The following is a 15,366-nucleotide window of genomic DNA, read 5'->3' as shown; positions in this document are numbered from 1 at the left end:
CTACAGCCGGAAGTTGGCGGTCACTGGCTGACCGTTGCGCTGGATGGTCACCTGCCAGGCGCCAGTCTCGGCCCCGGCCGTCGCAGCGGCGGTCAGGTCGCGGACCGTGCGGATCTCTCGCCCATTGACGCTCCGGATCATGTCGCCGGGACGCAGGCCGGCGTTCATGGAGAAGCCGCGGCCGACGCGGATCACCATGACCCCAGGACCCTGGAATGGATCGACCCCCAGTTCGTCGGCCACCGCCGGCGAGAGGTTCACCACGGTGGCGCCGTCGAAGGGATTGCGGCCACTGAGCACCTGTTCGTCCCGGGCGGGCGTGGCCGGCGGGGCCTCGGCGCGCAGGTTGAGCGTGGCGGTGGTTCCGTTCTCGCGACGGACGCCCAGGCGCAGGGTCTCGCCCAGCCGGCGGGTGCCGACCGCATAGTTCAGGCCGCCGACATCGCTGACCGCCTGGTCATCGACGCTGAGGATCACGTCGCCCTGGCGCAGGCCGGCACGGGCCGCCGCTCCGCCAGCCCAGATGTCGGCCACCAGCACGCCCTGCGGCGCGCTCATGCCGATGGAGCGGGCGATCTCCGCGGTGACGGTCTGGGTGCGCGCGCCCAGCCAGGGGCGCTCTACCCGCTGCCCGCCGCCGACTGCGGTCTCGACCACCCGGCGGACCATGGCCGCGGGCATGGCGAAGCCGACACCGCTGGACGTGCCCGAGCGGGAGACGATGAAGCTGTTGATGCCAATCAGGTCGCCGTCCATGTCCACCAGGGCGCCGCCGGAATTGCCGGGATTGATGGCCGCATCGGTCTGGATGTAGCTGGCCGCCGCATCCCCGCTGGGGTCGGCGGTTCGGTTCAGGGCCGAGATGATGCCGTTGGTCACCGTCTGGCCCACCCCGAACGGGTTGCCGATGGCCAGGACCAGGTCGCCGACCTCGGCGTCGGTGGAGTCATCGATGGCCAGGACCGGCAGGCGCTCCTCCCCCAGGTCGATCTTCAGGACGGCGAGATCGGTGCGCTCGTCGGCCAGCAGCAGCTTGGCCGGAAACTCCCGGCGATCGGCCAGGGCGACGATGATCTCCTGACCGCCAGCCACCACATGGTTGTTGGTGACGATCACCCCATCGGCGCGGACAATGACGCCTGAGCCCAGGGAGCCTTCCACGCGACCGCGCGGCGCGCCCAGGCCAAACAGGTCCCAGAAGGGATCGGCCTGGCGGCGCACGACGCGGCGGGCCGAGATGTTGACCACGGCCGGCGCGGCCTTCTTCACCACGGGGGCGAAGGAGGTCTTCATGTCGGCTGCGGTTTCCGGCGCAGAGCGGGTCGGCTGGGCGAGCGCGGGCTGGGCCTCGCTGCGGCTGGCGGGATCGGTGCAGGCGGCCAGAAGGACCAGAGCCGGAAGAAGCAGACGTGCGGCGCGCATGGAGACTCCGTGGAACAGTCCGACCTCGCCGTTTGGCGAAGCTTTCGGGCGCAATGATGACGCGGCCTATAGCATGGCCTGAGTTCAGGCGGCCGCGGGCGCCGTGGCGGGGGGCCTGGCGACCCGGGTTCCCAGGATGAGGGCGACCACCAGCAGGGCCGAGGCCAGATAGATGGCGAGGCCCGGCGCCTGCAGCTGGTCGGTATGGCGGATCGACCAGGCGAAGGTCAGGCCAAACAGGGCCGGCCCCACCATGGAGGCGATGCCCTGCAGGCTCTGATTAGCGCCCTGCAGCTGGCCCTGCTGGTCAGGCGCGACCCTGCGGGTCATCAGGCCCTGGAGGCCTGGCATCAGGAAGTTCATCAGGGCGAAGACCGGCACACCCGCCAGATAGAGCAGGCCCGTGGGCGCAAACCCGTACCAGGCGAACCCGATCGCCCCGGCCGCGGCCCCCAGCATCAGGGCCCCGCGCTCGCCGATGCGGGCCACGACCGGCCCCACCAGCAGGGTCTGTACGATCACGCCCGCCACGCCGGTGGCCATCATGGCCAGGCCCATGGTCGAGGGGCTCCAGCCATAGCGGTAACCGGTATAGAGGACGAAGATGGCCGGCAGCACCGTGTGGGCGAGCTGGAACAGCAGGCCGATGGTCGCCAGGCCCAGCAGGTCGGGGTGCGAGCGTAGCAGCCGAAGCGAGCCCAGGGGGTTGGCCTTGGCCAGATCGAAGCTCTTGGTGCGACGTTCCGGCGGCAGGGATTCCGGCAGGACGAAGAGGCCGTAGAGCCCGTTGATCAGGGCGAGGCCCGCGGCCACATAGAAGGGCAGACGCAGGTCGATGTCGCCTAAGGCGCCGCCGACGGCTGGGCCGATCAGAAAGCCGAACGAGAAGGCCGAGCCCATCCAGCCAAAGGCCTTGGCCCGACCCTCCGGCGGGGTGACGTCGGCCACATAGGCGCCGGCGGTGGCGAAACTGGCCGCCGTCATACCGTTGAGAATCCGCCCGACCAGCAGCCACATGAGATTGGGGGCGACGGCGATAATGACGAAATCCAGCGCCAGGCCGAAGATGGAGACCAGCAGCACCGGACGCCGGCCGATCCTGTCCGACAGAAGGCCCAGGAGCGGCCCGCAGATGAACTGCATGGCGCCCCAGGTCACGGCGAAGACCACGTTCCATTCGGCGGCCTGGGCGGTGTCGCCGCCGGTGAAGGCCTTGATGAGGTTGGGCAGGACCGGGATGATCAGGCCAAACGAGATGCTGTTCATCAGCGCGGTGGCGAAGATGAAGCCAAAGGCCGCCCGGCCGCCTCGCGCTGGCCCGCCAGCCGCGCCTTCGCCCATCACTGCCATCTCACGCTCCCCCCGGACCCTTCAGAAACAAAAGCGGAACGATCCCTACGCCTGAGCGGCCTGGGCGTCCAGGCTGGCGAGTTGGTCCCGCCACCACTCGGCCAGGCGCATCTGCAGCGCCTGGTCGGGGAAACCATGCCGCGCCGCGCTCTCGGCGGGAACCCGCGTGAAGCCGCGATGCTCGATGCTGACCCGGGTCTCCCCGCCGACCGGCTCGAACCGCGCCTCCACCTCAGTGTGAAGGTCAGGCGGGAAAGTCGCCTGGCGCCAGGTAAAAACCAGCTGGCGGGGCGGCGCCCAGGTCACGATCCGGCCGATCTCGAAGACCTTGCCGTTCGCTAGGGTCTCCGTCAGGCGGCCGCCCTCCCCGGCCTCGAAGGCCAGGCGTCCGGGCGCACGCGGCGTGGTCTGGAACAGCGGGCTTGGCCGCCACCACTGGCCGATCTCATCGACAAAGGCCTGAAAGGCGCGTTCGGGCGAGGCCCTCACCCGCAGCGCCACAAAGACCCTGGAGGTCATGCGTCTGCGTCCAGATGCGCCTTGAACGCCTCAAGCTGAGCGCTCCACAGGGCCTCGCTCTCCTGCAGCCAGGTCATCAGCTCCGACATGGGTTCGTGGCGCAGGGCGTAGATCCGCACCCGGGCGTCAAAGCCGGGGTGGGAGTCCTCCACCAGACCGCTCTCGCGCAGGGTCTTCAGATGGCGGCTCATGGCCGGGGCCGACAGGCCTACGGCGCGGGCCAGGTCGCCTGCGGGGCGGGGTCCTGCCCTCAGCAACTCGACGACCTGGCGACGGTGGGGATCGGCCAGGGCGGCCAGGGTGCGATCCAGGGCGGCGCTCATCGGGTCGAGGGGCGCTGGCTGGTGGACGTGCCAAGTTCGGCGTCCCACTGGGCGGGGCTCATCGGCGCCACGGTCTGGCCGAACGACCAGACATGGCCTTCCAGATCCAGCGCCAGATAGGTGCGGTCCCCATAGGCCTGGGTCTCAAGGGGGCGGATGATCTCCGCCCCGGCCGCGACGGCGCGGGCGTGATGAGCGTCGATGTCGAAGGCCAGTTGCAGGTGAACGGTCTGGGTGTTCCGGCCCTGGACGTCCGCAGGCGTCGCGTGGCGGTCGGACCACGCCCGGGAGACGCCGACGGTCTGACCCCGAAAGGTCATCTCGGCATGGACCAGTTCGCCCGCATCGTCGGTCACATAGATCCGAGGCTCCAGGCCAAACGCGGTCTCCAGCCAGGCATAGGCGGCCTGGGGATCACGGTAGGAGACATAGGGGGTGACCGCCGATCGCGCCGCCTCGGCTGGCTTTGCGGGGTCTTCGCCACCCACGGCGTAGATGAGGCCGGTGGCTGCGGTGACCTCGGCGGGGCTGACCGTACGCCGGGGCTGGCTGAAGTTCCAGACATGCCCCTCGAGGTCCAGACACCGGTAGGTCCGGTCGCCGTAGAACTCGTCCTGAGGCGTCTGGGTGATCCGGGCGCCGGCCTGGCCCGCGCGGGCGCAATGCTGGTCGATATCCACCTGCGGCGGCAGCTCGATCCGGCAGAACTGGGTCCCCTGCCCCTCCAGGCTGGCGGGGCTCCGCATTCGAGCGGGCCCCAGGACGCCCCCCTCCCATTCCCCCGCGACGCCAAGCTTCACGCCGTGAAGCTCCATCTCCGCATGGGCCAGCCGGCCCTCGGCGTCGGTCAGCAGGATGGTCGTCTCGAAGCCGAAGGCCTCTGAGAGCCAGGCCAGGGCGGCCTCGGGATCGCGGTAGAAGGCGACGGCGGTCACCTGAGCCTGGGCGGTCATGGGCGCTCTCAGAGACTTATCATTTTCCGCAATATTTCTCTCATTTCACAACTATCTGGTCAAGCGCGCGGACGGCCTGCGATCTCGCGGCTTCAGTCTTGGGCGAGCCCAGCGGCCAGGACGCTGACGTTCCCTTGATGGGGCGCGGGATCGATCGCCAGGAGGCGGGCCAACAGAGGGTAGATATCCACGTTGTCGATCCGCGGCAGCGCGATCCCGGACTGAAAGGCCGGACCGGCGCCCACGAAGACGGCGGTCATGGTCGGATCATCAGGATCGAACCCGTGAGCGCCGCCGACCACGGGACGGCGGGCGGCGACCTCTCTGGGCAGGATCTCCCACCCGGTCTCAGCCAGACAGAACAGACTGGCCACCCGTCGGTGCCGGCCATAGGCGAACCGCGCCGGCAGGTCAGCCTTGCGCCAACAGGTCATGTGCGCGTGATCGCGCAGCAGGGCCGCCTCGGCCTGGACCTGACGTCCTTCGGCCGGTTCGAAGGTCAGGTGGGGTCCGGTGGACAAGACCTGCCCATCCTCCGCCGACACCAGCTCCTCCAGATGGATCACCCGGTCGCGGGAGGTCTCCGCCATGCCATGGTCCGAGACGACGATGAGATTGGACGCCGCTAACAGGCCTCGCGCCTCCAGACCCGCGGTCAGGCGTCCAATGGCCGCGTCGGTACGGGCCAACGCGGCGTTCAGCTCTGGCGCGTCCGGGCCATACCGGTGGCCGTCGGTGTCCACCTCGTCGAAGTAGAGCGCCAGGAAGGCCGGGCGCTCTGACGCCGGGACGTCGAGCCAGGCCAACAGCTGATCCACGCGGGCCTCGGCGCTCATCGACTGGTCAAAGGTCCGCCATTGGGTGGGACGCACCCCGCCGATCTCCGCCTCCGAGCCTGGCCAGAACAGCGTCGCGGTCTTCAGGCCCCCCCGCTCGGCGCTCACCCAGATGGGCGTCCCCTCGTTCCACCAGACCGCGTCGGTGACCTCCGCCCGGTCCCCCAGGCGAAACACCCGCCCCGGCAGGTCGGGGTCCTGCATCACGTTGTCCACCAGCCCATGGCGGTCAGGCCGCAGGCCGGTGACCAGGGTGTAGTGGTTGGGGAAGGTCTTGGTGGGAAAGGCCGCCCGCATGTCCGCCAGGACGCCCCGTTCGGCCAGGGCGCTCATGTGCGGCGTGATCCCTCGGTCCAGATAGTCGGACCTGAAACCGTCCACCGAGATCAGGATCACCGGGGCCGCGGCGGACGGCGCCATCTGGGCGGCGCCCATCCCATGGCCGGCGCAGGCCGACAGACCAAACAACAGCAGAAGGCCGAGAAGGCGGAGGACGGGAGGTGTCATGAAGCCGCTCAATATCCCCGGCGGATGACGACTTGACCAAGGCGGCCAAGAAAAAACCCCCGAGCGTCGCCACCCGGGGGTCTTTCGATTCAACAGTCCAGCGGGACCTTAGTCCTCGCCGAAGGCCTCAGGCCGGGGGCCGCTGTCCTTGCCCTTCTCGGACGGATCGCGGTCCACGAACTCGATCACGGCCAGGGGGGCGTTGTCGCCGTAGCGATAGCCGGCCTTGAGCACGCGGATGTAGCCGCCGTTGCGGGCGCTGTAGCGCGGGCCGAGGGTGGAGAACAGCTTGCCTACCTGTTCCACGTCACGGACGCGGCTGATGGCGATACGACGGGCGTGCAGGTCGCCGCGCTTGGCGAGCGTCACCAGCTTCTCGACGAAGGGACGCAGTTCCTTCGCCTTGGGCAGGGTGGTCACGATCTGCTCGTGCTTGATCAGGCTGGCGGCCATGTTGGCGAACATGGCGGTCCGGTGGGCGCTGGTGCGGCCCAGTTTACGGTGCGCATAACCGTGACGCATAAGTGTCTCTCCTGGGCTTACCGCCCGCCTGGCGCACCCGCGTTTTGTGGGGCGACGCCTTGTCTCACCAATCCCAGCCTGCTCCCGCCTGGGTCATTGCGAAGCGCTGGGACCCTCCACCGCTGGAGCGGCTTCTCGGGGTCCTGGCCGCCGAAGCAGCCCGAAGTCAGCGCGGATAGGTCTTACATCTGGTCTTCGAACTTCTTGGCGAGGTCTTCGATGTTCTCCGGCGGCCAGTTGGGCACATCCATGCCCAGGTGCAGCGCCATGCCGGCGAGGACTTCCTTGATCTCGTTCAGCGACTTGCGGCCGAAGTTCGGGGTGCGGAGCATCTCGGCTTCGGTCTTTTGGATCAGGTCGCCGATGTAGACGATATTGTCGTTCTTCAGGCAGTTGGCCGAACGGACCGACAGCTCGAGCTCGTCGACCTTCTTGAGCAGGGCCGGGTTGAACGGCAGTTCCGGCTTGGCCTCGCCTTCGACCTTCTTCTTCGGCTCTTCGAAGGTGATGAAGATCTGCAGCTGGTCCTGGAGGATGCGGGCGGCATAGGCCACCGCGTCAACGGGGCTGACCGCACCGTTGGTCTCCACTTCCATGATCAGGCGGTCATAGTCGAGGCTCTGGCCCTGACGGGTCGGCTCGACGCGATAGGCGACGCGCTTGACCGGCGAATAGAGGGCGTCCACGGCGATCAGGCCGATGGGGGCGTCCTCGGGCCGGTTCATCTCGGCCGGGACATAGCCCTTGCCGGTCTGCACGGTGAACTCCATGCGCACATTGGCGCCGTCGTCCAGGGTGCAGAGCACGTGGTCAGGATTGAGGATCTCGATGTCCGAGGGGGTCTCGATCTGACCGGCGGTCACCACGCCCGGGCCCGTGGCGCGCAGGGTCATGCGCTTGGGGCCTTCGGCGTGCATGCGCACCGCCAGCTGCTTGATGTTCAGCACGATATCGACGACGTCCTCACGGACGCCTTCGAGGGACGAGAACTCGTGGACGACGCCGTCGATCTGGACGGCGGACACGGCCGCGCCCTGAAGGGAGGAGAGCAGCACACGCCGCAGGCTGTTGCCCAGCGTCACACCAAAGCCGCGCTCGAGAGGTTCAGCGACGATGCGGGCCTTGCGGCTCGCGTCAGAACCGGTCTCGATCTGCGGCTTTTCGGGACGGATGAGCTCGTTCCAGTTTCTTTCGATCACGGATGGGTGTCCCTAAACGCAGGATCGCCGGCCGCGAAACGCGGGCCGGCGTTGGGGGATGCGAAACGCCAGTCCTTAGACTCGCCGGCGCTTGGGCGGACGGCAGCCGTTGTGCGGGATCGGGGTCACATCACGGATGGTGGTGATGGTCATACCGACCGACTGCAGCGCCCGAAGGGCCGATTCCCGTCCCGAACCCGGGCCGGACACGTTCACTTCCAGGGTCTTGACGCCATGCTCAGCGGCCTTGCGACCAGCATCCTCGGCGGCCATCTGGGCGGCGTAGGGGGTCGACTTCCGCGAACCCTTAAACCCCATCATCCCGGCCGACGACCAGGAGATGGTGTTCCCCTGCGCATCGGTGATCGTGATCATGGTGTTGTTGAACGAGGCGTTCACGTGCGCCACGCCGGAGGTGATGTTCTTGCGCTCACGCCGTTTGACGCGCGCCGGTTCTTTGGCCATCGGCTAAGCTCTCTTATTATTTCTTCTTGCCGGCGATCGGCTTGGCGGGGCCCTTGCGGGTGCGCGCATTGGTGTGGGTCCGCTGACCACGGACCGGCAGGCCCTTGCGGTGGCGCAGGCCGCGATAGCAGGCCAGGTCCATCAAACGCTTGATGCTGACCGCCGTGTCACGGCGCAGGTCGCCCTCGACAAGATAGTCGCGGTCGATGGTTTCACGGATTTGCAGCACCTCGGCGTCCGTCAGCTGGTTCACGCGCCGCGCGGGCTCGAGACCAACCTTCTGGACGATTTCGGCGGCCTTGGCCTGACCGATGCCGTGGATGTACTGCAGCGCGATCACGACGCGCTTGTTAGTCGGAATGTTGACGCCTGCGATGCGGGCCACTGGGGTAATCTCCTGGTCACGCAGAGATGCGCGAACGGCGCCTGGCGACCCTGAGGCTGCCGTGCGTCCTTCGCGCCCTTTCGCGGAAGCGCCCCGTTATATGGATCGTTGCGTTTCCGTCAATGGCGGAACGTCACATTTCTGTGGGTTCCGTTGGGCGAAGGTGAGAACTCCGGGAAGCCCGGAGGTCTCGTAGAAGGGCTGCGCGGGCCGCAGCGTCCCTAGGACGCCGAGACCCCCATGGCCCGGTCGATGGCCTGGGCCACCGCCTCGATCGTCTCCATGCCGTCCACCTCAACCAGTTTGTCTTGGCCTTGGTAGTAGGGCAGCAGGGGGGCGGTCTGTTCGTTATAGGCCCCGAGGCGAACCTTGAAGCTGTCGGGATTGTCGTCGGGACGGCCGGTCTCCGCATAGCGGGTGGCGATCCGTTCCATCAGAGCCTGGTCGTCAACCTTGAGTCGGATGACCAGGTCAATCTTTGCGCCCCGGGAGGCCAGCATGGCGTCCAGCGCCTTGGCCTGGGCGAGCGTCCGCGGGAAGCCGTCGAAGATGGCGCCCCCGGCCTGTTCGGTCTCGGGCAGCCGCTCCTCGATCAGGGCGATAACGATCTCGTCGGAGACCAGCTCACCGCGCTGCATGATGCCTTCGACGCGCTTGCCCAGCTCGGAGCCCGAGCTGATGGCCGCGCGCAGCATGTCGCCAGTGGAGAGCTGGACCATGCCCTTCTCACTCACCAGCCGCTTGGCCTGGGTGCCCTTCCCCGCCGCCGGCGGTCCGAACAGAATCAAGTTCATTTCGAAATACCCTCCCCCACCGGCCTGAAATGGCGCGGCGTATGGCGAGCAGCCCTCCTTTAGGACCGCCCGCGACCGCCCCGCAGCTTCGACTTCTTGATGAGGCCTTCGTACTGGTGGGCGAGCAAATGAGATTGAATCTGGGTCACGGTGTCCATGGTGACGGTGACCACGATGAGGATCGAGGTGCCCCCGAGATAGAAGGGCGCATTGTAAAATCCGATCAACGCCTCAGGCAGCAGACAGACAATGGTGATGTAGGCCGCGCCGATCACCGTCAGACGGGTCAGGACATAGTCCAGATACTCCGCCGTCCGTTTGCCTGGCCGGATCCCTGGCAGGAAGCCGCCGTATTTTCGGAGGTTCTCGGCCGTGTCGTCCGGATTGAAAACGATGGAGGTGTAGAAGAAGCAGAAGAAGATGATCAGGGCGCCATAGAGCACCATGAACAGGGGCTGGCCGTGCTGCAGCGCGCCGACCGTGCCCGGCAGCCACTGGGCCCAGGGCGGCAAATCGGCGGTCGCCAGGAAGCCCATCACCGTCGTCGGCAGGAGCAGCAGGCTCGAGGCGAAGATCGGCGGAATGACGCCGGCGGTGTTGATCTTCAGCGGCAGGAACGAGGTGTCCCCGCCGACCATGCGGTTGCCCTGCTGGCGCTTGGGATACTGGACCAGCAGGCGGCGCTGCGAGCGCTCCATGAAGACGATGGCGATGACGACGGCGATGGCGATGGCCATGATCAGCAGCATGCCGACCCCGGACAGGGCGCCGGTGCGCGTCATGGAGAACATCTGCCAGATGCCCCGCGGCAGGACCGCGACGATACCGGCGAAGATGATCAGCGAGATGCCGTTGCCGACCCCGCGGCTGGTGATCTGCTCGCCCAGCCACATCAGGAACAGGGTGCCGCCCGTCAGGGTGACCACGGTGGAAATGATGAAGAAGGGCCCGGGATTCTGGACCAGCCCCTGGCTGGCGGACAGGCCCATGGCGATACCGGCCGACTGGAAGACGGCCAGCACGACGGTCAGATAGCGGGTGTACTGGTTGAGCGTCTTGCGCCCGGCCTCTCCGCCCTCTTTCCGGAGCTTCTCCCAGGGCGGATAGACCGCACCGAGCAGCTGCACGATGATCGAGGCCGAGATGTAGGGCATCACGTTCAGGGCGAAGATCGCCATACGTTCCACGGCGCCGCCGGAGAACATGTTGAACATGCCCAGAATGCCGCTGGCCTGGCCTTCAAAGGCCTGGGCGAACGCGATGGGGTCGATGCCCGGGATCGGAATATAGGTGCCCAGGCGATAGACGATCATCGCCAGGAGCGTGAAACCGATCCGCTTGTGCAGCTCCGTCGCCTTCTGGAAGGCGCCGAAGTTGAGATTGGCTGCGAGTTGTTCGGCGGCCGAAGCCATTTAGATCCCCGCGTCTAAGAACCGGTCACACATAGGGGAGGCCCGGGCGCATGTCATCTGGCGAGCGCCAGATGCGCGATGAAAGCGCCCCTGCCCCCGCCGGTCGCCCGGCGGGAAGCGTGAGGCGCTTAGGGGCGTCCGTCGGCCTCAGCCTTCCGATTCGGCTTCAGCCTGCGGGCGCAGGGTGGTCACCTTGCCGCCCGCCTTTTCGATCGCGGCGATCGCCGAGGCCGAGGCGGAATAGACAGTGATGTCGATCTTGGACTTGATTTCGCCCTTGCCGAGCAGGCGGACGCCGTCCTTTTCGCGACGGAGCACGCCCGAAGCGATCAGGGCCTTGGCGTCGATGGCCGACTTCGCGTCGAGCTTACCGGCCGTAATGGCCTGCTCCAGGCGCCACAGGTTCACCTCGGCGAAGTCCTTCGCGCGATGAACGTTGAAGCCGCGCTTGGGCATGCGCATGTGCAGGGGCATCTGGCCGCCCTCGAAACCGGCGATGGAGACGCCGGTCCGGGACTTCTGGCCCTTGACGCCGCGTCCCGCAGTCTTGCCCTTGCCCGAACCCGGGCCACGGCCGACGCGCATGCGGCCCTTGACGGAGCCTTCGCGGGGCGAAAGTTCATTAAGCTTGGTCATAGTCGCCTCTCCTGACGAGATCTGGCGCCGGGGCGAACCCCGACTCGGCTGAAATGGGCCCCTCAGATAGGGGCAAAGGTCTCAGGGTGGAAGGCCTAGCCCTCCACCACCTCAACCATGTGCTGAACCTTGCGGATCATGCCCCGGATCGACGGAGTGTCGTCCAGGGTGGCCACGCGGCCCACGCGGTTCAGGCCCAGGCCCACCAGGGTGGCGCGCTGGTCCTTGGCCCGGCGGATGGGGCTCGCGGTCTGACGAACAGTGATGCTGGCCATATCGCTTATCCTTCGGCGTCGGCGGCGACGGCGCTTTCGGCCGAGGCGCCGTCGGAACGGCGGCCGATCACGTCGCTGACCTTCTTGCCGCGCTTGGCGGCGACCTGGCGCGGAGACGCCTGGGCCTTGAGGGCCTCAAAGGTGGCGCGCACCATGTTGTAGGGGTTGGACGAGCCCACCGACTTGCCGACCACGTCCTGGACCCCGAGGGTTTCCAGAACCGCGCGCATCGGACCGCCGGCGATCACGCCGGTGCCGGGAGGCGCCGCGCGGACCATCACCTTGCCTGCGCCCCAGCGGCCATTGCCGTCGTGGTGCAGGGTGCGGCTCTCGCGGAGCGGCACGCGGATCATGGACTTCTTGGCCTCTTCGGTGGCCTTGCGGATGGCTTCCGGCACTTCACGCGCCTTGCCATGCCCAAAGCCAACCCGGCCCTTCTGGTCACCGACCACCATCAGGGCGGCGAAGGAGAACCGACGGCCCCCCTTCACGGTCGCCGCGACGCGGTTGATGTGCACCAGCTTCTCGACGATGTCGCTGTCGGCGCGATCGTCTGCGGGGTTCCCGCGATTGCGGTCCCGGCGATCGCCGCCGCCGCGTTCGTTTCCACGAGCCATTCGCTTACCCCTAGAAGTTCAAGCCGGCTTCACGCGCGGCATCGGCCAGCGCCTTGATCCGGCCGTGAAAGATGTAGCCGCCCCGATCGAAGACGACGTCCTTGACGCCCTTTTCGATGGCGCGCTGGGCGACCAGGGCGCCGACGCGAGCGGCGGCGTCCTTGTCGGAGCCCTTGGCCGGCTTGTCGCCTTCCAGGGACGAGGCCGCCGCCAGGGTCACGCCGCGTTCATCATCGATGACCTGGGCGTAGATGTTCTTGTCCGAACGGAAGACCGACAGACGCGGACGGCCGTTGGAGAGCGCGCGAAGACGCCGGCGATTCCGCTCGGCGCGGCGCTTGGAGGTGTCACGAGGAGAGAGCGCCATGGCTTACTTCTTCTTGCCTTCCTTACGACGGACCTTTTCGCCCGCGTAACGAACACCCTTGCCCTTGTAGGGCTCGGGCGGACGGATCCGGCGAATGCGGGCCGCAGTCTCGCCGACCAGCTGCTTGTCGATGCCGCTGATCTTGACTTCGGTCTGCTTGGGCGTGGCGAAGGCCACACCCTCCGGGGCTTTGATCTCGACGTCGTGGCTGAAGCCCAGCTGCATGGAGAGCATGTCGCCCTTCATCGCCGCGCGATAGCCGACGCCGACCAGTTCCAGGGTGCGCTCGTAGCCCTCGGTGACACCGACGACCATGTTGCTGACCAGGGTGCGGGACAGACCCCACATGGACTGGGCGCGGGTGGTCTCGACCTTCTTGGACAGAACCAGCTCGCCGCCCTCCTGGCGGATCTCGATCTCTTCGGCGACCGTCCAAGCGAGTTGGCCCTTGGGCCCCTTCACCGTCACGGTCTGACCGGCGATCGTCACCTGCACCCCGTTCGGGACGGGAACCGTCTTCTTTCCGATACGAGACATATCAGTAGACCCTGCAGAGCACTTCACCACCCACATTGGCGTCGCGGGCGGCGGTGTCGGACATGACGCCCTTGGGCGTCGACAGGATCGAGATCCCGAGGCCGTTCTTCACGGGCTTCAGGTCCTTGATCGACGAATAGACGCGGCGGCCCGGCTTGGACACGCGACGGATCTCAACGATCACCGGCGCGCCGTCGAAGTATTTGAGTTCGATCTCGAACTCCGGGAAGGCGCCGGGCTTTTGAACCAGCTGGTAGCCGCGGATGTAGCCCTCGTCGGCCAGGACGTCGAGGACGCGCGCGCGCATCTTCGAAGCCGGCGTGGAAACCTTGCTGCGGCCGCGCATCGCGGCGTTCTTGATACGGGCGATCAGATCGCCAATGGGGTCGTTCACCATGGGCCCCTCCTACCAGCTCGACTTGACGAGGCCGGGGACAAGCCCCGCAGACCCGAGATCGCGCAGAGCGATACGGCTCATCCTCAGCTTACGATAGTAGCCGCGCGGGCGGCCGGTGACGTCGCAACGGTTCCGGATCCGAACCTTGGACGAGCTGCGGGGCAGCTCGGCGAGCTTCAGGCGAGCTTCGAAACGCTCTTCCAGGGGCAGGCTCTCGTCATTGGCGATCGCCTTCAGCGCGGCGCGCTTCTCGGCGTATTGCTTGACGAGGGCCTTGACCTTCTCGTTGCGGTTGACTGCGCTTTTCTTGGCCATGTCTTCTATCCTTCCCCGTTCCTAAGCGTTGAACGGGAACTGGAATTCCCGGAGAAGCTGTCGGGCTTCGTCGTCGGTCTTCGCAGTCGTGCAGACGATGATGTCCATGCCCCAGACCTGGTCGATCTGGTCATAGTTGATCTCGGGGAACACCAGGTGCTCCTTCAGGCCCATGGCGTAGTTGCCACGGCCGTCGAACGAGGTCGGCTTCAGGCCGCGGAAATCCTTCACCCGCGGCAGGGCGATGGTCACCAGGCGGTCGAGGAACTCGTACATCCGATCCTTGCGCAGGGTCACCTTGGCGCCGATCACCATGTTTTCGCGCAGCTTGAAGCCGGCGATGGACTGGCGGGCGCGGGTGGGCGCGGGCTTCTGACCAGCAATCTTGGTCAGGTCGGTGATGGCCGACTGGATCTTCTTGCTGTCGGCCACCGCCTCGCCGACGCCCATGTTGAGGACGATCTTGTCCAGCTTGGGGATCTGCATCTCGTTGGTGTAGCCGAACTGTTCCTTCATCGCCGCGCGGATGCGCTGGCGATATTCGGTTTTCAGCCGGGGTTCGTAAGCCTGATCAGCCATTGATAACCTCGCCGGTCGTCTTGGCGACGCGAACCTTCTTATCGCCTTCAACCTTGAAGCCGACGCGGGTCGGCTTGCCGTTGGAGTCGACGATGGCCACGTTCGAGACGTGAAGCGGCGCTTCCTTGTTCTTGATCCCACCCTGGGGATCGCCCTGCGTCGGACGGGTGTGACGCTGAACCATGTTCAGGCCTTCCACCACGACGCGCTCTTCCTTCGGCATCACGCGGACGACGGAGCCCTGACGGCCCTTGTCCTTGCCGGTCAGGACGACGACGCGGTCGCCCTTCTTGATCTTTGCGGCCATCACAGCACCTCAGGGGCGAGGGAAATGATCTTCATGTGGTTCTTGGCGCGCAGTTCGCGGGGAACCGGGCCGAAGATCCGCGTGCCGATCGGCTCGCTCTGCTTGTTGACGATCACCGCCGCGTTCTTGTCGAAGCGGATGACCGAACCGTCCTTGCGCTTGATGGCCGACGAGGTGCGAACCACGATGGCCTGCAGGACGTCGCCCTTCTTCACGCGGCCGCGCGGGATGGCTTCCTTCACGGAGACGACAATCTTGTCGCCCACGCCGGCATAACGCCGACCGGCGCCGCCCAGGACTTTGATGCACATCACACGACGGGCGCCGGAATTATCGGCGACTTCGAGGTTAGTCTGCATCTGGATCATTAGAAGCGATCCTCTCTTATGTCGCTGACTGGGCGGTCTGCTTGGGCAGGACCTCCCAGGTCTTGAGCTTGGACTTCGGTGCGCACTCGATGATCCGGGCGCGCTCGCCGATCTTGTAGGTGTTGCCCTCGTCGTGCGCGTGATAGCGCTTCGAACGACGGACGATCTTCTTCAGGAGCGGGTGCAGAATGGTGCGTTCGACACGGACCACTATGGTCTTGTCGCGCTTATCGGAAACGAACACGCCTTCCAGAATACGTTTCGGAATCAATGGTCTCCTT

At 66.6% G+C, this 15,366-nt stretch carries 23 protein-coding genes; all 23 read right to left on the bottom strand.

The window, feature by feature from the left end:
* On the bottom strand, nt 1–1,422 hold the full coding sequence (locus tag Q8N19_RS05735) for a Do family serine endopeptidase (RefSeq protein ID WP_305588630.1): 1,422 nt from the start codon (nt 1,420–1,422) through the stop codon (nt 1–3).
* 84 nt (nt 1,423–1,506) lie between these two features.
* Nucleotides 1,507–2,772: a TCR/Tet family MFS transporter gene (locus Q8N19_RS05730; RefSeq protein WP_305588629.1), complete on the bottom strand. Its 1,266-nt coding sequence runs from the start codon at nt 2,770–2,772 to the stop codon at nt 1,507–1,509.
* Nucleotides 2,773–2,817: 45 nt separating this feature from the next.
* Nucleotides 2,818–3,291 (bottom strand): SRPBCC domain-containing protein, encoded by a 474-nt coding sequence (locus Q8N19_RS05725; RefSeq protein ID WP_305588628.1) that lies wholly within the window; start codon nt 3,289–3,291, stop codon nt 2,818–2,820.
* Entirely contained in the window at nt 3,288–3,614 is a 327-nt protein-coding gene (locus Q8N19_RS05720) for a helix-turn-helix transcriptional regulator (RefSeq protein ID WP_305588627.1), read from the bottom strand. The genes Q8N19_RS05725 and Q8N19_RS05720 overlap by 4 nt, the downstream gene beginning before the upstream one ends.
* The gene (locus tag Q8N19_RS05715) at nt 3,611–4,567 is read right to left on the bottom strand and encodes a VOC family protein (protein WP_305588626.1); all 957 of its coding nucleotides are present in this window, start codon (nt 4,565–4,567) and stop codon (nt 3,611–3,613) included. The genes Q8N19_RS05720 and Q8N19_RS05715 overlap by 4 nt, the downstream gene beginning before the upstream one ends.
* A gap of 92 nt (nt 4,568–4,659) precedes the next feature.
* A complete protein-coding gene (locus tag Q8N19_RS05710; RefSeq protein WP_305588625.1) occupies nt 4,660–5,910 on the bottom strand; it encodes an ectonucleotide pyrophosphatase/phosphodiesterase in 1,251 nt (416 codons plus the stop codon).
* A gap of 108 nt (nt 5,911–6,018) precedes the next feature.
* Entirely contained in the window at nt 6,019–6,432 is a 414-nt protein-coding gene (gene rplQ, locus Q8N19_RS05705; protein ID WP_305588624.1) for a 50S ribosomal protein L17, read from the bottom strand.
* Nucleotides 6,433–6,614: 182 nt separating this feature from the next.
* Nucleotides 6,615–7,631, bottom strand: a complete 1,017-nt coding sequence (locus Q8N19_RS05700; RefSeq protein ID WP_305588623.1) for a DNA-directed RNA polymerase subunit alpha — start codon at nt 7,629–7,631, stop codon at nt 6,615–6,617.
* A gap of 75 nt (nt 7,632–7,706) precedes the next feature.
* Complete coding sequence (gene rpsK / locus Q8N19_RS05695) at nt 7,707–8,096, bottom strand: 30S ribosomal protein S11 (protein WP_183777088.1); 390 nt, start codon at nt 8,094–8,096, stop codon at nt 7,707–7,709.
* Nucleotides 8,097–8,112: 16 nt separating this feature from the next.
* The gene (gene rpsM, locus Q8N19_RS05690) at nt 8,113–8,481 is read right to left on the bottom strand and encodes a 30S ribosomal protein S13 (RefSeq protein ID WP_293319335.1); all 369 of its coding nucleotides are present in this window, start codon (nt 8,479–8,481) and stop codon (nt 8,113–8,115) included.
* A 221-nt stretch (nt 8,482–8,702) separates the two neighbouring features.
* Complete coding sequence (locus Q8N19_RS05685) at nt 8,703–9,275, bottom strand: adenylate kinase (RefSeq protein ID WP_305588622.1); 573 nt, start codon at nt 9,273–9,275, stop codon at nt 8,703–8,705.
* Between the two features lie 59 nt (nt 9,276–9,334).
* Nucleotides 9,335–10,687 (bottom strand): preprotein translocase subunit SecY, encoded by a 1,353-nt coding sequence (gene secY, locus Q8N19_RS05680; RefSeq protein ID WP_305588621.1) that lies wholly within the window; start codon nt 10,685–10,687, stop codon nt 9,335–9,337.
* Between the two features lie 147 nt (nt 10,688–10,834).
* A complete protein-coding gene (gene rplO / locus Q8N19_RS05675) occupies nt 10,835–11,323 on the bottom strand; it encodes a 50S ribosomal protein L15 (RefSeq protein ID WP_305588620.1) in 489 nt (162 codons plus the stop codon).
* A 95-nt stretch (nt 11,324–11,418) separates the two neighbouring features.
* Entirely contained in the window at nt 11,419–11,598 is a 180-nt protein-coding gene (gene rpmD / locus Q8N19_RS05670) for a 50S ribosomal protein L30 (RefSeq protein ID WP_370689829.1), read from the bottom strand.
* A gap of 5 nt (nt 11,599–11,603) precedes the next feature.
* The gene (gene rpsE / locus Q8N19_RS05665) at nt 11,604–12,215 is read right to left on the bottom strand and encodes a 30S ribosomal protein S5 (RefSeq protein WP_293319343.1); all 612 of its coding nucleotides are present in this window, start codon (nt 12,213–12,215) and stop codon (nt 11,604–11,606) included.
* A gap of 10 nt (nt 12,216–12,225) precedes the next feature.
* Nucleotides 12,226–12,582 carry a 50S ribosomal protein L18 gene (gene rplR, locus Q8N19_RS05660; RefSeq protein ID WP_293319345.1) on the bottom strand — a complete coding sequence of 119 codons (357 nt, stop codon included), beginning with the start codon at nt 12,580–12,582 and terminating at the stop codon, nt 12,226–12,228.
* A 3-nt stretch (nt 12,583–12,585) separates the two neighbouring features.
* Nucleotides 12,586–13,119, bottom strand: a complete 534-nt coding sequence (gene rplF, locus Q8N19_RS05655) for a 50S ribosomal protein L6 (RefSeq protein WP_305588619.1) — start codon at nt 13,117–13,119, stop codon at nt 12,586–12,588.
* A 1-nt stretch (nt 13,120) separates the two neighbouring features.
* Nucleotides 13,121–13,516, bottom strand: coding sequence for a 30S ribosomal protein S8 (gene rpsH, locus Q8N19_RS05650; RefSeq protein WP_305588618.1), 396 nt, complete (start codon nt 13,514–13,516; stop codon nt 13,121–13,123).
* A gap of 9 nt (nt 13,517–13,525) precedes the next feature.
* Nucleotides 13,526–13,831: a 30S ribosomal protein S14 gene (gene rpsN, locus Q8N19_RS05645; RefSeq protein ID WP_293319351.1), complete on the bottom strand. Its 306-nt coding sequence runs from the start codon at nt 13,829–13,831 to the stop codon at nt 13,526–13,528.
* A 21-nt stretch (nt 13,832–13,852) separates the two neighbouring features.
* Complete coding sequence (rplE, locus tag Q8N19_RS05640) at nt 13,853–14,410, bottom strand: 50S ribosomal protein L5 (protein WP_293319353.1); 558 nt, start codon at nt 14,408–14,410, stop codon at nt 13,853–13,855.
* Nucleotides 14,403–14,717, bottom strand: coding sequence for a 50S ribosomal protein L24 (gene rplX, locus Q8N19_RS05635; RefSeq protein ID WP_305588617.1), 315 nt, complete (start codon nt 14,715–14,717; stop codon nt 14,403–14,405). The genes rplE and rplX overlap by 8 nt, the downstream gene beginning before the upstream one ends.
* Nucleotides 14,717–15,085 (bottom strand): 50S ribosomal protein L14, encoded by a 369-nt coding sequence (rplN, locus tag Q8N19_RS05630; protein WP_056018090.1) that lies wholly within the window; start codon nt 15,083–15,085, stop codon nt 14,717–14,719. Before rplN ends, rplX begins: the two co-directional genes overlap by 1 nt.
* Nucleotides 15,086–15,101: 16 nt before the next feature.
* Nucleotides 15,102–15,353 carry a 30S ribosomal protein S17 gene (gene rpsQ / locus Q8N19_RS05625; protein WP_305588680.1) on the bottom strand — a complete coding sequence of 84 codons (252 nt, stop codon included), beginning with the start codon at nt 15,351–15,353 and terminating at the stop codon, nt 15,102–15,104.
* Between the last annotated feature and the right edge of the window lie 13 nt (nt 15,354–15,366).

Origin of the sequence: Phenylobacterium sp., assembly GCF_030693405.1 — a bacterium.
Taxonomy (GTDB): domain Bacteria; phylum Pseudomonadota; class Alphaproteobacteria; order Caulobacterales; family Caulobacteraceae; genus Phenylobacterium.
Note: the sequence above shows the minus strand (reverse complement) of the source record. Positions and strands in the feature narration are given on the sequence as shown.